Annotated in this window: 11 protein-coding genes and 2 tRNA genes; 5 read left to right on the forward strand and 8 right to left on the reverse strand. The window is 62.9% G+C overall.

The window, feature by feature from the left end; all coding sequences use genetic code 11:
- The first annotated feature begins 12 nt into the window (after positions 1 to 12).
- Complete coding sequence (locus MTX19_RS09070) at positions 13 to 453, forward strand: hypothetical protein (protein ID WP_280983319.1); 441 nt, start codon at positions 13 to 15, stop codon at positions 451 to 453.
- A 65-nt stretch (positions 454 to 518) separates the two neighbouring features.
- Here the strand turns inward: MTX19_RS09070 and MTX19_RS09075 are convergent, their stop codons facing one another.
- The 4 genes from MTX19_RS09075 to MTX19_RS09090 form a co-directional block, all read right to left on the reverse strand.
- Positions 519 to 1,100, reverse strand: a complete 582-nt coding sequence (locus tag MTX19_RS09075; protein ID WP_280983320.1) for a GDP-mannose pyrophosphatase — start codon at positions 1,098 to 1,100, stop codon at positions 519 to 521.
- 94 nt (positions 1,101 to 1,194) lie between these two features.
- Positions 1,195 to 1,638, reverse strand: coding sequence for a GNAT family acetyltransferase (locus MTX19_RS09080; protein ID WP_280983321.1), 444 nt, complete (start codon positions 1,636 to 1,638; stop codon positions 1,195 to 1,197).
- A gap of 14 nt (positions 1,639 to 1,652) precedes the next feature.
- Positions 1,653 to 3,080 carry an FAD-binding oxidoreductase gene (locus tag MTX19_RS09085; protein WP_280983322.1) on the reverse strand — a complete coding sequence of 476 codons (1,428 nt, stop codon included), beginning with the start codon at positions 3,078 to 3,080 and terminating at the stop codon, positions 1,653 to 1,655.
- Between the two features lie 113 nt (positions 3,081 to 3,193).
- Entirely contained in the window at positions 3,194 to 4,186 is a 993-nt protein-coding gene (locus MTX19_RS09090) for an L-threonylcarbamoyladenylate synthase (RefSeq protein ID WP_280985934.1), read from the reverse strand.
- 69 nt (positions 4,187 to 4,255) lie between these two features.
- On the opposite strand from MTX19_RS09090, the gene MTX19_RS09095 reads away from it, so the two are divergent.
- Positions 4,256 to 4,332: transfer RNA gene (locus MTX19_RS09095), tRNA-Pro, on the forward strand.
- A 253-nt stretch (positions 4,333 to 4,585) separates the two neighbouring features.
- Here MTX19_RS09095 and MTX19_RS09100 read toward each other — a convergent pair.
- A complete protein-coding gene (locus MTX19_RS09100; protein WP_280976143.1) occupies positions 4,586 to 5,851 on the reverse strand; it encodes a hypothetical protein in 1,266 nt (421 codons plus the stop codon).
- 980 nt (positions 5,852 to 6,831) lie between these two features.
- Between MTX19_RS09100 and MTX19_RS09105 the strand changes: the two genes are divergently transcribed.
- Entirely contained in the window at positions 6,832 to 8,079 is a 1,248-nt protein-coding gene (locus MTX19_RS09105; protein WP_280976145.1) for a site-specific integrase, read from the forward strand.
- Between the two features lie 14 nt (positions 8,080 to 8,093).
- Here MTX19_RS09105 and MTX19_RS09110 read toward each other — a convergent pair.
- Positions 8,094 to 8,169: transfer RNA gene (locus MTX19_RS09110), tRNA-Ile, on the reverse strand.
- A 302-nt stretch (positions 8,170 to 8,471) separates the two neighbouring features.
- On the opposite strand from MTX19_RS09110, the gene MTX19_RS09115 reads away from it, so the two are divergent.
- A complete protein-coding gene (locus MTX19_RS09115) occupies positions 8,472 to 10,082 on the forward strand; it encodes an IS1182 family transposase (protein ID WP_280978673.1) in 1,611 nt (536 codons plus the stop codon).
- A 515-nt stretch (positions 10,083 to 10,597) separates the two neighbouring features.
- Here MTX19_RS09115 and MTX19_RS09120 read toward each other — a convergent pair.
- Positions 10,598 to 11,566: a tripartite tricarboxylate transporter substrate binding protein gene (locus tag MTX19_RS09120; protein ID WP_280983324.1), complete on the reverse strand. Its 969-nt coding sequence runs from the start codon at positions 11,564 to 11,566 to the stop codon at positions 10,598 to 10,600.
- Between the two features lie 123 nt (positions 11,567 to 11,689).
- Between MTX19_RS09120 and MTX19_RS09125 the strand changes: the two genes are divergently transcribed.
- Complete coding sequence (locus MTX19_RS09125) at positions 11,690 to 12,658, forward strand: TAXI family TRAP transporter solute-binding subunit (RefSeq protein WP_280983325.1); 969 nt, start codon at positions 11,690 to 11,692, stop codon at positions 12,656 to 12,658.
- Positions 12,659 to 12,718: 60 nt separating this feature from the next.
- On the opposite strand, the gene MTX19_RS09130 is transcribed toward MTX19_RS09125, so the two are convergent.
- A complete protein-coding gene (locus MTX19_RS09130; protein WP_280983326.1) occupies positions 12,719 to 13,909 on the reverse strand; it encodes an ABC transporter substrate-binding protein in 1,191 nt (396 codons plus the stop codon).
- Positions 13,910 to 14,047: the final 138 nt, after the last annotated feature.

The raw sequence follows: 14,047 nt of genomic DNA on the forward strand, positions 1-14,047 counted from the left end.
GGAGACCGCACAATGAGATTGTCATCCGCCCTTCGTGCCGCGCTGGTCGTACTGACGGCGTTCGCAGGCGCCGCCTTGTCCTCCGCCGCCCATGCCGATAGCGGCTTCATCAGACTCACGATCTACAAGGCCGGATGGATCATCGGCGGCTCCGGCGGCAGCGGTACCTTGACGTTCCGCGGCCGCACCTATGCGCTCTCCACCGGCGGGCTCGACTACGGTCTGGTGTTCGGCGGCTCCAAGACCGTGCTGCGCGGCCGTGTCAGCAACATCAATCGTCCCTCCGACGTCGCCGGCATCTATGGCGCGGCGGGTGCGGGGCTGGCGCTCGGCCGCGGCGCCCGCGCGATCGTGCTCACCAACCAGAAGGGCGCGGTGCTCGAACTGACCGGCCAGCAAGTGGGCCTGATGGCGAACGCCGATCTGAGCGGCCTCGCGATCACGATGCGATAGCGCGCTGCTCTTATCGTCGCATCTTGCGTGATGTCGTCCCGCCACGCGACGGGACGGCTCGGCATTCACCTGAACAGACGCAGCGCTGCGTATTGCAGCAGCATGATGGTCTTGGCATCGACAATGCGGCCGTCGCTGATCATGGCGAGCGCCTCGTCGATCGGAAGCTCCAGCACCTCGATGTCCTCGCCCTCGTCGGCGACCCCGCCGCCATCGCCGACACGCATCGCGGCGTCGTATTCGGCGACAAAGAAATGCAGCTTCTCGGTCACTGCGCCGGGAGTCATGAACGCCTCGAACACCTTGCGCACGTGCTCGAGCCGGTAGCCGATTTCTTCCTCTGCCTCGGCGCGAATGCGTAGCTCGGGCGCCGCGTCGTCGAGCATGCCTGCGGCGGCCTCGATCAGCAGGTCGTCATAGCCGTTGGCGAAGGCGGGGTAGCGGAATTGCCGCACCAGCACGACAGTGCGCGTCTTCAGATTGTAGGGCAGCAGCACCGCGCCGTTGCCGCGATCATAGCTCTCACGAACCTGCGTCTGCCACTCGCCATTGGTGCGGCGGTAGTCGAAGGTCGTGCTCGTGAGCAGGTAGCGGGCCTTGGAGAGGACGCGAACATCTTTGACGCGAACCCGGTCGGATATGCTCATCGGTACACCTCGCGCGAGGACTTCACCTCTCCCACAAGGGGAGAGGTGAACCATCGATGTGACAGGAGCCGATCTCATTATCAGTACGGGGCTCTCACGTCGTCGCTTCGCGGCCGTCGAGCCATTTGGCCAGCATCATCGATGTGGATTCCTCGTAGCCGATCGATTGGTAGAAGCCGCTCGCCTTGGTGTTCTCGCGCCGGACCAGCAGTTGCAGCTTCGGCACGCCGGCCTCACGCAGCCAGTCCTCCGCCGCCGCCATGATGGTCCGGCCAAGGCCCTTGCCCTGCCGGCCGGGATCGACCGCCACGTAATAGACCCAGCCGCGATGACCGTCATGGCCGACCATCGCGGTCGCCGCGATCGCGCCGCCGTCGCGGCCGACCAGCACGGCCGAATTCGGTCCGCGCCGCGCCAATGTGATGTCGGCTGTGGGATCGTTCCACGGCCGCGTCAGGCCGCAAGCCTGCCACAGCGCAACGACGTCGGCGACGTCGTGATCGGTGATCGGAGCAATGGAAAGGGCGGGAGAGGGCATGGTCGCAGATGCAGTCACAGCACTTTGCCGGGGTTCATGATGCCGAACGGATCGAGCATCGTCTTGATGGAACGCATCAGTTCGATCGCGACCTTGTCCTTCACGTCCGGGAGTTCATCGCGCTTGAGCACGCCGATGCCGTGCTCGGCCGAGATCGAGCCGCCCATGCGCAACACGATCTCGAACACCACGGCATTGACGTCGTGCCAACGCGCCAGGAAGTCGGCGGCATTGCCGCCGATCGGCTGGCTGACATTGTAGTGGATGTTGCCGTCGCCGAGATGGCCGAACGGCACCGGCCGCGACCCCGGGATCAGCTTCACCACGGCGGCGTTGGCCTCTTCGATGAAGGCGGGGACGGCGGCGACCGGCACCGAGATGTCGTGCTTGATCGAGCCGCCCTCGGGCTTCTGCGCCGCCGACATCTCGTCGCGCAGTTTCCAGAAGGCCTGGCGCTGGCTCAAATTCGCGGCGATGACGGCGTCGTCGACGATGCCGTCTTCCATGCCTTTGGTGAGGATCGCTTCCAGCGTGTCGCGGGCGTCGTCACGCGAGGACGACAGCTCCATCAGCACGTACCAGGGATGCTTGCTCGTCAAGGGATCGCGGATGTCGATGCCGTGGCGGATCGAAAAATCGACCGCGATGTCGCCGAGTAGTTCGAAGCTGGTCAGAGCGCCCGCCGCCTCGTTGCGCGAGATCGACAGCAGCTTCAATGCGGCTTCCGGCGACTTCAAGCCAACATAGGCGGTCTCGACTGCACGCGGCCTCGGAAACAGCTTCAGCGTCGCCGCGGTAATGATGCCGAGCGTGCCTTCGGCGCCGATGAAGAGGTTGCGCAGGTCGTAGCCGGTGTTGTCCTTCTTCAGCTTGGACAGCGCGTTCAGCACGCGGCCGTCCGCCAGCACGACCTCGAGGCCGAGCGACATCTCGCGCGCGACGCCGTAGGCCAGCGCCGCGGTGCCGCCGGCATTGGTCGAGAGGTTGCCGCCGATCGTGCAACTGCCTTCGGCGCCGAGCGAGAGCGGAAACAGCCGGTCGACCTCGCCGGCCTTCTGCTGCGCGACTTGCAGCACCACGCCGGCCTCGCAGGTCATGGTGTTGGATTCAGTGTCGATGTCGCGGATCTTGTCCATGCGCCGCATCGAGACGACCACTTCGCCATTGTGCGGCGTCTGGCCGCCGACCAGGCCGGTGTTGCCGCCCTGCGGCACCAGCGCGATCCGGTGCTCGGTCGCGAGCTTGCAGATTGCGGAGACCTCGGCGGTCGAGCCCGGGCGCAGCACCAGCGGCGAGCGGCCCTGGAACAGGTTGCGCTCCTCGGTCAGGTAGGGCGCGATATCGGCGGCATCGGTCACCGCATATTTCTCGCCGACGATGGCGCGGAATTTCTGGATCAGGTCGGGCGGAAGCGGGGGCATGGCAGGCTGGACGATATTCATTGTTCTTGGTCTTTCACTCCCGATGTCGAGCATGATGCCATTGCGGCAACCGCATCACGCGCTGATCTCCTTGGCTGAGCGGGGTCTGTCCGAAAAGCGGTTCCTTGTTCGGATCATGCCCGGCCGACGGCCGCGCGGCGCAGCCGGTCGTTGATGGCTTCGCCGAGGCCGTCGTCCGGAATCGGCATCACCGCGATTGCATCGGCGTTTTTTGTGTCGAGCGCGCGAAGGTAGCCGAAAAGATTGGCGGCGGCCTCGGCGAGATCGCCGCGCTCGGACAGGTTCATCACCACGGAGGCGAATCCGGCCCGCGCGATCTTGGCGGACCCGAACGCGAGCAGTGCTTCGCCGACATGGACGTCGCTGGCATTGAGCCGGACCGGCGTGCGCGGCGCGTAGTGCGAGGCAAGCATGCCGGGCGCCACCGGCTGGCCGTCGTCGCCCTCCGCGCTCGGCGGCGGCGATTGCAGGGGATGGCCGAGCACGCGCTCGATCTCGGCGCGGGGCAGGCCGCCGGGCCGCAGCAGCACCGGATCCGAGAAGCAGCCGACGATGGTCGATTCAACGCCGACCTCGACCGGCCCGCCATCGACGATCAGGTCGATGCGGCCGGCGAGGTCGGCGTTCACATGCTCGGCCGTGGTCGGCGAGACATGGCCGGAGAGGTTGGCCGAGGGGGCCACCACGGCGCCGCCGAAGGTCTTGATGATCTCGCGCGCCACCTTGTGGGCCGGGACACGGATCGCGACAGTTTCGAGGCCGGCGGTAGCCAGCTCCGCCACCGGGCAGGACAGGGCCTTCGGCAGCACCAGAGTCAGCGGGCCGGGCCAGAAGGCTTCCGCAAGCCGCAAGGCCTGCCCGTCGAACAGGGCGATCCGCCGGGCGGCAGCGAGATCGGCGACGTGGGCGATCAGCGGATTGAAGGCCGGCCGGCCCTTGGCCTGGTAAAGGCATGCGATCGCGGCCGCGTTGCCGGCATCGGCGCCAAGGCCGTAGACGGTCTCGGTCGGGAAGGCCACCAGGCCGCCCTCGGCCAAGACCCCCGCAGCCGTCGCGGTGGCGGCGGAGCCGGCGGGCAAAACGAGCGTTTTCAGGCCTGTATCCACCGTGACTAAATCCTCAATCGGGTACCTTGCAGTCCCTGAAACCCAACGCTATAAGCCGGGCCTCTTAGTCGGAGTGTGGCTCAGCCCGGTAGAGCACTGCGTTCGGGACGCAGGGGTCGCAGGTTCGAATCCTGCCACTCCGACCATTCTTTCAATGGCTTATAGTTTCGCCGGTCTGATGGCGCAACGAAATGCGCAACGAATTGGGTCATCTTACACCGTTGCGCGGCCATTTGATGCCATTCTTTCTGGTGCTGGCAGTATCATCAGGGTGGCGGTCCTCGCCCCTTGAGGTGTGGGGGCGACGTCCGGGAACTCTTAGTCGTGATAATCGGCATTCGGTGGCGGGAGGCCCGCGACGCGCGCGTCGACGCTTGAGGTCGAAGCTCGAATGTTGAGCTAGCGGCGTCCCCCGAAAGCCTCTGCCGCTTCCTCTTGGAAGTCCGGATGATGATGGCCGTAGTTTTGCTCGAGCTGCTCGACGGTCATACCAAGCCATCCAGCGGCTTCCCACAGATCGGTACCTGCCTGCATTTGCCACGTAGCCGCGGTATGTCGGAGCGAGTGCCGCACGACTTCATCGCCAAGCCCTGCATCCTCAAGGATTCCCTCCCAGGCGGAGCGGATCTTTCCAGCGAGAGGCTGGCCGTCATGCATGCGGTTGACGACGAAGCGGATTTCCTCGCCATCCTTCATCAGCCCCGCCGCGCGCAGTTTGGCCGAACGCCGCGCGTCGATAGAACGCCAGCGCACCAAATGTGGTCGTAGTCGATTGGCAATTTTTGTTGGAGGACGCCGCTTCTTGGTGGCTTGTTCGTCGCTGCCTCGACCCTGATAGATCATGGCATTGAGGTTCAACCATGGATGCGTAGTGGTCGCCATCCATTGTGTCCGGCGGATCGTCTCCTCTCGCCTGGCGCTGTACAGCCCGATGAGAATAAAGCGTGCTGCCGGCCGACGCCGATTGATGATCCAGCGCTCACGGCGGATCAGGCGCCCGTTCAGAGTGCTCTTCCAGTGACCACGCGCGACATCCCAAACGTAGCCCATCGCTGCACCGAATAGACGAGCGGCCTCGTTTCGCGTTAGCCAACGCTGCCGGCCGTCTGCCTTTGGCGGCAACGTAACCTTTGGCACGATGCTAAGCGTGTGCTCGGCATGGTAGGCGTTAATCGCGGCACGCAGATCTTCTAGCCGCCGCCGCGCCGTTTGATCCGAGACAGTTCCGGCGCGCGGTGTAATACCGGCCGCTCTATTGTTCTGGTTCGGAGCGCCGGTCGACCAGTCGACAAAGTCCCGGCAGAGCTGCGCCTTAAGCTCTGAGATCTTCTTCGCACCGAAAAATGCGTTCAGATCGAGCAAGCGAATGAGCAATAGCTCATGGTCTGCGAGTTTCCGGGAGTCCTGCGACCGGGGTCGTTTCAACGTCTCATAAAAGGTCAGGATATCCGCTATCGAGAGGATACGAGGGTCGGTCGCCCCAATTGCGAACGTGTGGCGCGAGCCGATGTATTTTTCCAGCGCTTGCGCTGCTCCATCAGTGTCATCGCGGCAGCAGCCTGTGCGGATCTGCCGTCGCTTTCCGCCCGATTGATCGAGGATGACCCAGCATCCTTCGTCTTCTCGCAGCCAGAGTCGCGGCGGTTTGGCTTTGCGGCCCGGCATGATGGTTTGACCATTTTGCGGATGGCACGAGGGGTCGTCAGATCCTTCCCTGCTACTTTGGCGATTTCAAGAGTCCCTACAGCCGTGGCCTTGCGCAAGGACGATAACGTCAACGGTCCGTCTGGAAAGAACACGGCAACAGCCTCCACAAGCGTCATCACTTCGTCCTCGTCCCATTGGGCGGGATTGGGCCGCGCTTTTGCGCGGGCGAGCTTGTCGACTTTATGCTTCGGCATGCTTGGACAGGGTGCTCATGGATTAGCGAGCCCTTCGGCTCCGCCGTTAGTTCAAGGTGTATGTGAATTCTGCGTTTCGGGAAGCCTTTCCCTCGGCTAGTGCGGCAATTGGCGGCTGCGAGGTGCAAATCGGACAATTTGATAAGGGATCGACGCGTTCGCGGCATAAATTAGCGGCGGGCGTCCTCAAGACGCACGACACGACCGGTGTCGATGTTCGATCGTGCCGCAGCAGATTGCTTATCTTGCGCAATCATCGATCAGGGTCGACGACGGTAACTTCGAAATGTATGGGGAAATCTCGATGGCAACGTCCGAAACGTACAAAACGTTTCTCAGTCGTGTCACCGAAGCGCGCGAAGCCGTGGCTACCCGCTCGGGTGTCCAAGCGCCAACTCCCCGGACGGTGGTCTTGAAGCTATCTGGCCAATTGTACGAGGTTACACGGCACTGTGCGATAATGGGGAACGTCGGCTTCCTTCGCAGGATTGGGAGGACCATAATTCAACAAGTGCGGCTTTGCCGCTGAAGAACCGCGCAGGCGTCGATGAGAGATCGAACGCAATCGGAAATTACGCCAGATACCCCGCTTCGCCTTGCTGATGCCGTGAAGATCGCATTCCCTATGGGCGGAATGACGGTCGCCGGCCTGCGACGTGAGCGCGATCGTAACCGACTGCTAGTTGAGAAGATTGCCGGCAAGGAATTTACCACTCTGGCTCACATTGAACGGATGCGAGAGCTATGCCGCGACGAAGCAAGGGCGCCAGGCTCCAGCTCAAGGCCGCCCGCCGAGACAAAAGCGGAAAGATCACCCACCAAGCGACCTGGATTATCAGAGACAACGGCCGGGATGTCGGCACAGGCTGCGCTGCAGATGAGATTGCGGCTGCGGAAAGGAAATTAGAGGAATACTTAGCGTCTAAGTACACGCCGGAGCGACGAATACGGCACATCGACGATATTCCGGTCGCGGATGTTCTGTCGATTTACTTAGATGCGCAGCTTGAAAAGCTTCGCGATCGCTTTAACGTCGATGGCGAAAACGAAGATTCCATTCCCGCTATCCGCAAGTTCAAGAAGCGCATCGAGCGATTGAACGAGTGGTGGGGCGCAAAAATGCTTGGCGAAGTAAACGGAGAGGCATGCCGCTCATACAAGAAATGCCGCAGAAAGGGCGGCGCGCGCCGAGATCTTGAGGATCTGCGTGCCGCTGTTGGTCACCATGCAGCCGAAGGATACCACAGGGAAATCGTCAAGGTCTCGTTGCCGGAGAAGGGTGAGCCGCGCGACAAGTGGTTGACACGCAGCGACGCGGCCAAGCTGATTTGGACTTGCTGGCGCTATCGCGAACGGCAAAAGAATTCGCGCCGACCGATGGAGGATGTGAAGGCCCCGACGCGCAAGCGTCCGCTGCGACATCTTGCTCGCTTCATACTCTTGGGCATCTACAGCGGGACGCGGGCTGGAGCCATAGCCGCGGCATCACCAATCCCAGCGGTCGGTCGTTCTTATGTCGACCTGGAGCGCGGACGCTACTACCGTCAGAAGCAGGGCAGCGCGAAAACCAACAAGCGGCAACCGACGGTCCCGATCCCCTCGCGCTTGCTCACCCACTTGCGGCGTTGGCACCGCATTGATCCAGACGCAAGGCACTTCGTTGAGTTCAACGGCAGGCCGGTGGCCTCGGTCAAAACCGCATTCAAGAGCGCCGTCAAGCTTGCGGGGCTTGGTCCCGGAATATCTCCTCATACCTTGCGACACACGGCGGCGACTTGGCTGATGCAGAGGGGCGCAGATCCGTGGCAGGCAGCTGGCTATCTCGGAATGTCACTTGACGTCCTGCTGAACACCTACGGTCATCATCACCCAGATTATCTCTCCGACGCCGTCGAGAAGATCGCCATGCATGAGCACAGCGAACGAAATGCGCACGTATCTGGTGCGGTTTCTGGTGCGGTTATCCCGCTTCGGCCAAACAAGATCCAATAAGGAGTTGATTTCATTGGTGGGCCCGGCAGGACTCGAACCTGCAACCAGACCGTTATGAGCGGCCGGCTCTAACCATTGAGCTACAGGCCCCGCCGCCTGCAGGCCGCGCGGGGCGACCGGCAACGGTGCGGGCTCCGTTTACAGGGTGACTGGCGTTCCGGCAATGCCGCTCCGCCCGCCGTTGAGGTATCGGCCAACTGCACCGCTTCCACCCCGTCCTGATTGTCGAAGCCTCAATTTCGGGCTTTAAACCCATGCGCAAGAAATCGAAATTCCTAAATGATCTCAAGCCGATTTGGGCTGTCCAGTCCCTGGACGGAAAATATTCCGCTTCCCTCGTCGAGGCTGGGCAAGAACTCGGCATTTTTTGGAGTTGATGTACGATTCGGCGCATGGCGAATCGGACGTTCAAGGCCGGCGACAGCCGGGAGCAACCCAGTCTTCTTCCTCCCCGGATTGAGGACTATGTCGGACAGCAGAATCCGGTGCGGGCGATCGACAGTTTCGTTGGCGCGCTCGACCTTTCAAAGCTCGGCTTCCGCCATGCGGATCGTGCCGCGGACGAAGTGGGGCAGCCGCCCTACGATCCGGCCGATCTGCTGAAGCTCTACCTTTACGGCTACATCAACCAGATCAGGTCGTCGCGGCGGTTGGAGCGGGAGGCCTGCCGCAATCTGGAGCTGATCTGGCTGTTGAAGAACATGAAGCCGGGCTATCGGACGATCGCCAACTTCCGCAAGGAGAACTGGGCGGCGCTCAAGGCCGCGAACCGCAGTTTCGTGCTGCTCCTGCGCGACCTCGGCCTGATCGGTGGGACCTTCGTTGCGATCGACGGGGCGCTATTCCATGGTAACGCCAGCAAGGGCAGCATCTTCACGCAAGGGAAGCTGGCCAAACAGATCGCCGCGTTGGACAAGGAGATCGAGGCTTATGGCAAGGCCCTTGAAGCCAACGATGCCGAGGAAGCCAAGCGATGTGCCGGTCCGGGAGATGGCAGCAAGGGCAGCGGCGATGTCGGCGAGAAGGTGAAGGAGCTGATGGCCCGGCGCGAGCGCGCGCAAGCCGACCTCAAGAACCTGGAGACAAGCGACAAGGGGCAACTCTCGAAGACCGATCCCGACGCAAGGCTTCTGAGCAAGGGCGACCAGACCATTGCGGGTTACAACGTGCAGAGCGTCGTTGACGACAAGCACACGCTCATCGTTGCCAGCGAGGTCGTCAACCGCAACGACGCGGGCCATCTTCATGAGATGGCAAAGGCGGCAAAAGAGGCCCTCGACGTCGAGACTCTGCAGGTGGCGGCCGATGCCGGCTATTCCACCAGCGAGGACCTGAAGGCCTGCGAGGATGACGGCATTGTTGCCTATGTGCCGCTGCACGAGGGCAATGGCAAGCTCAAGGAAGGCCGCCTCAGCCGCAAGGACTTCAGTTACGATGCGAACGCCGATGCCTACCGTTGCCCGGCCGGCGAGCTGCTGCGCCCGACGGAAGGGCGCTGGACGAACACGAGCGGCCGCATCGAGATCCGCTACCTGGCGCGCAAGGCGGCCTGCGCAGCATGTCCCCTGAGCGCGCGGTGTCTTGCCCCGAAGGCGCCTTACCGGAGCATCGCGCGCTGGGAACACGAGGACGTTCTCGAACGTCACCGCATGAGGATGCAAAGCGCCGAGGCTGCCACATTGATGCGCCGCCGTTCCGCCATCGTCGAGCACCCTTTCGGAACACTCAAATGCCGCGCCGGCTATCAGCACTTTCTCGTGCGCGGCTTCGACAAGGTCCGCGGCGAATGGAGCCTGATGGCGCTTTGCTACAACTTCACCCGCGTGCTCAGCATTCTCGGCTTCGACCGCTTCGTCGCGTACCTTGCAGAAAAGACGCGCATTGCCGGCGCAAACCTCCTTGCGGCCACTCTGCGCGCCATTCGGCTTGCTTTGCGGCCCTTCCGCGCCAAAATCTCGCTGTCGCTCGTCGTCAGTGCTTTCCGAGCCGCCCCAGCCCCTTAGTTGCCATTCTTGCCCAGTCTCGACGGGCAAATCAGTGGTTTGAATCCGCCCGTCTCACCCGATTGAGGGCGCGTCGCGATCGTCACGAGTGTTGCGGTGAGATGCGGTGGACGCGGAGTGCGCAACTGACGAGTGCGCATGAAGCGGACGGTGAAGTCGTGTGGTTCCGACGCCCCAGTGGCAGGTGTCTCCTCGCTAAGCACGCGGAACGTGTCTTTGCGAAGACGGTGACAAAAAAGCCAAGTCTCGCCGGGGAGAGCACGAAGTAAGCCGTAAAACCATCGCGCAGGGAAGGCCGGGTTGTTTCCGGTTTCACCTGTGGTCCTACCCCTGTGCTTTTTAGTTGCACAGGGCCCATGGGTGCAATCGGCACCCGGTCTTCCCTGCGCCCTCTGCCTTGCAGCGAGGGACAATGACGATGCAAAGCTCGGACACATCATGTCGCGGGAGCGCGGAGTGCTGGCCGACTGATGATCGACCGGATGCAATCCGCTCTCTTCTCGAAAGACCGTGGTTCAATCCACCGAGACGCCGGCGAACTCCACCACCTTGCGCCATTTGTCCGTCTCGTCGGCCACCAGCTTGCCGAATTCGGCCGGGGTCATCGGCTTCGGAATGCCGCCGGCCTCGGCGAGGCGCGCCACGAGCTTCGGGTCCTTCAAGGCTTCGCCCACAGCCTTGTTGATGACATCGACGATCTCCGGCGGTGTGCCTTTCGGCGCGGAAATGCCGTAGAAGCCGACCGCCTCGAAGCCCGGCACCGTCTCGGCGATCGCCGGCACGTCGGGCACGCCGGGCCAGCGCTGCGGCGAAGTGACGCCGAGCGCGCGGACGCTGCCGCCGCGCGACTGTTCCAGCGCCGACGGCAAATTGTCGAAGATCAGCTGCACCTTGTTGGAGATGATGTCGGGAAACGCGATCGCGGATCCGCGATAGGGCACGTGCTGCATGTCGCACTTGGTCATCGCCTTGAATAGCTCGGCCGACATGTGCACCGAGGTGCCGTTTCCGGACGAGGCATAGGCGAGCTTGCCCGGATTGGCCTTGCAGTAATCGATCAACTCCTGGACGGTCTTCGCCGGCAGCGCGTTGGTGACCACCAGCATGTTGGTGAGCTGCATGATGCTCGCGACCGGCGTGGTGTCGCGCAGGAAGTCGTAGGGCAGCTTTTTGTAGAGCGAGGTCGAGATCGCGTTGTTGGGCGCGACGAACAAGAGCGTGTAGCCGTCCGCCGGCGAGTTGATCGCCGCCGCCGCTGCGATATTGCCGCCGGAGCCGGCGCGGTTCTCGACCACGAATTGCTGGCCGAAATGATCCGACAGCCACTGGCCCATGATGCGCGCGACGATGTCCACCGGGCCGCCGGCGGCAAAGCCGATCAGCCAGCGCACCGGCCGGTTCGGATAATCGGAGGCGGAGGAGGGGACGACAGAGGCAAGGCAGCAGGTCAAACCAAGCAGGGCGGCACGCGCAAACCGGATCATTGTTTCTCCCGTCATTTTCTTGTGAGCGTTGCCGTCATGGTTTCACAAAACGCTGCCTTTGCCTACGGACATCGGCCGTGCGACGATAGTTGGCCCTGCATCGAATGCTGCTTGAGGCCTGACATGAAATTCGCTGTCATGATTTTCGTCGCCGTGTTGCTGTTCGCGGGCGGCGCGGGCGCGCAAGAAGGGGGCAAAGCCATGTCGAAGACCACGATCCATTTCGGCACCGCGACGCCGGGCGGTGGCTTCCCGCTCTATGGCAACGCCTTCGCCGAGGTGATGAACGCGGACGACCCGACGCTGTCGATCGAGCCGCGAAATACCAAGGGCTCCAACGAAAACATCCCGCTGCTCGAGGCCGGCACAATCGATATTGCAACCGTTGCGGGCGAGCCGTCCTATGAGGCCTTCATGGGAATCGGGCGGCCGCCGGCGACGAAGCTCAAGATCCTCACTGCGATGTATTCGAGCCCGGGCATGTTCGTGGTCCGCGCCGACAGCCACTACAAAACGATCCGCGACCTAGTCGGTCAGCCCGTCGCCTTCGGCGCCAGAGGCTCGGGTCTGCCGATCCTGTCGCGCTACATCCTCGACGGCATCGGGCTGAAGCAGGACGAGGACTTCAAGTCGATCTATCTCGATCGCGCCGGCGACGGCCCGGCGATGGTGGAGGACGGCCGCGCCGCCGCGCTGTGGGGCGCCGGCATCGGCTGGCCCGGCTTCACCAAAATGGCCGAGAGCGCGAGCGGTGCTCGCTTCATCGCGCCAAGTGCGGACGAGATTGCGCGCATCCGTGCCAAGCACACCTTCCTGAAGCCGCTGACGGTTCCGGCGGGCAGCTATCCGAACCAGACCGAGGCGATCGCCTCGGTCGGGTCCTGGAGCTACATCCTCGCGCGCGAGAGCCTGCCCGATGATGTCGCCTATCACCTCGCGAAGACGCTGCACGGCGTTGAGGCGACCTTCTGCAAGAAGCTCGCGCAGGCCTGCGAGACCACGGCGGCGAACACCGTCGCCGCCGCGCCTGATATTAACCTGATCCACCCCGGCGTGCTCAGATATTTCCGCGAGGTCGGGCTGGTGAAATAGACGGCGAATGGTGAGTGGCGAATAGCGAATGGCGACATCTATCCGCTGCTCCCCATTCGCTCACTTCTTGATCAGCGGGCAGGCCGGGTCCGGCGGGCCGAACGCGTCGTCGCCCGAAATCTTCGCCAGGATCTTGTAATAGTCCCACGGATATTTCGATTCCTTGGGCGTCTTGACCTGCACCAGCCAGAGGTCGTGCACCATCAGATTGTCCTCGCGCAGCTTGCCGTTGCGGGCGAAGAAATCCTCGATCGGCTTCTCGCGCATCTTGGCGGCGACCTTGAGCGGATCGTCGGTGCCGCTCTCCTTGATGGCGTTGAGATAGTGCATGACCGAGGAGTAGACCCCGGCCTGCCACATCGTCGGCATCCGGTTCATCTTGGCAAAGTAGCGCTTCGACCATTCGCGGGTCTTTTCGTCCATGTCCCAATAGAACGAGGTGGTCAGCAACAGCCCCTGCGCGGCAGAGAGGCCGATCGAGTGGACGTCGGTGATCAGGGCCAGCAGCGCCGCCATCTGCTGCCCGCCGGCGAAGACGCCGAACTCGCCCGCGGTCTTGATCTCGTTGGTGTTGTTCGGCGGCCCACCGGCGATCCCGATGATCTTCGCCTTCGACGCCTGCGCCTGCAGGATGAAGGACGACAGATCGGGGGTGGCAAAGGGCGGCCGCACCGCGCCCAGCACCTTGCCGCCGTTCTTCGTCACCACGGCGGAAGCGTCCTTCTCCAGCGAGTGGCCGAACGCGTAGTCGTCGGTGATGAAGAACCAGCTGTCGCCGCCGCGCTTCACCACTTCCCTGGCGGTGCCGACCGCGAGGGCCCTGGTGTCGAACACCCATTGTATCGCGTAGGGCGAGCAGAACTTGCCGTGGAAATCGGTCGCGCCGGTCGAGTGCGCGATGAACAGCTTCTTCTTCTCGTTGGCGATGTTCTGCACCGCGAGCCCGACCGCCGACACCGGCACGTCGACGATGAGATCGACCTGGTCGACATCGTACCAGCGCCGGGCGATGGTCGCGCCGATGTCGGGCTTGAGCTGATGGTCGCCGACGATCACCGTAACAGGCTTGCCCAGCACCTTGCCGCCGAAATCGTCGACCGCCATCTGCGCGGCGGTGACGGAGCCTTGTCCCGTCGGGGTCGAGGCCGGGCCGTTCATGTCGGTGAGCACACCGATCTTGACCACGTCATCGGAAATCTGCGCCATCGCGGCCGAGGAGGCCAGCAGCGCGGCTGCGAGCGTCCCGAACATGGATAGTCTTCTGGCGATCATCCTGTTTCCCTCCCTGGATTGGCGCATTGGCCCGTTATTGCTTGTGCCGGGGCTTTGCCGTCCGGCCATATTGGTTTCTTTTGCAACCATTTTGGAGGCCGGTCAACGCGCCTTCGG

The sequence above is a fragment of the Bradyrhizobium sp. ISRA464 genome (assembly GCF_029910095.1).
In the GTDB taxonomy this organism is placed as follows: domain Bacteria; phylum Pseudomonadota; class Alphaproteobacteria; order Rhizobiales; family Xanthobacteraceae; genus Bradyrhizobium.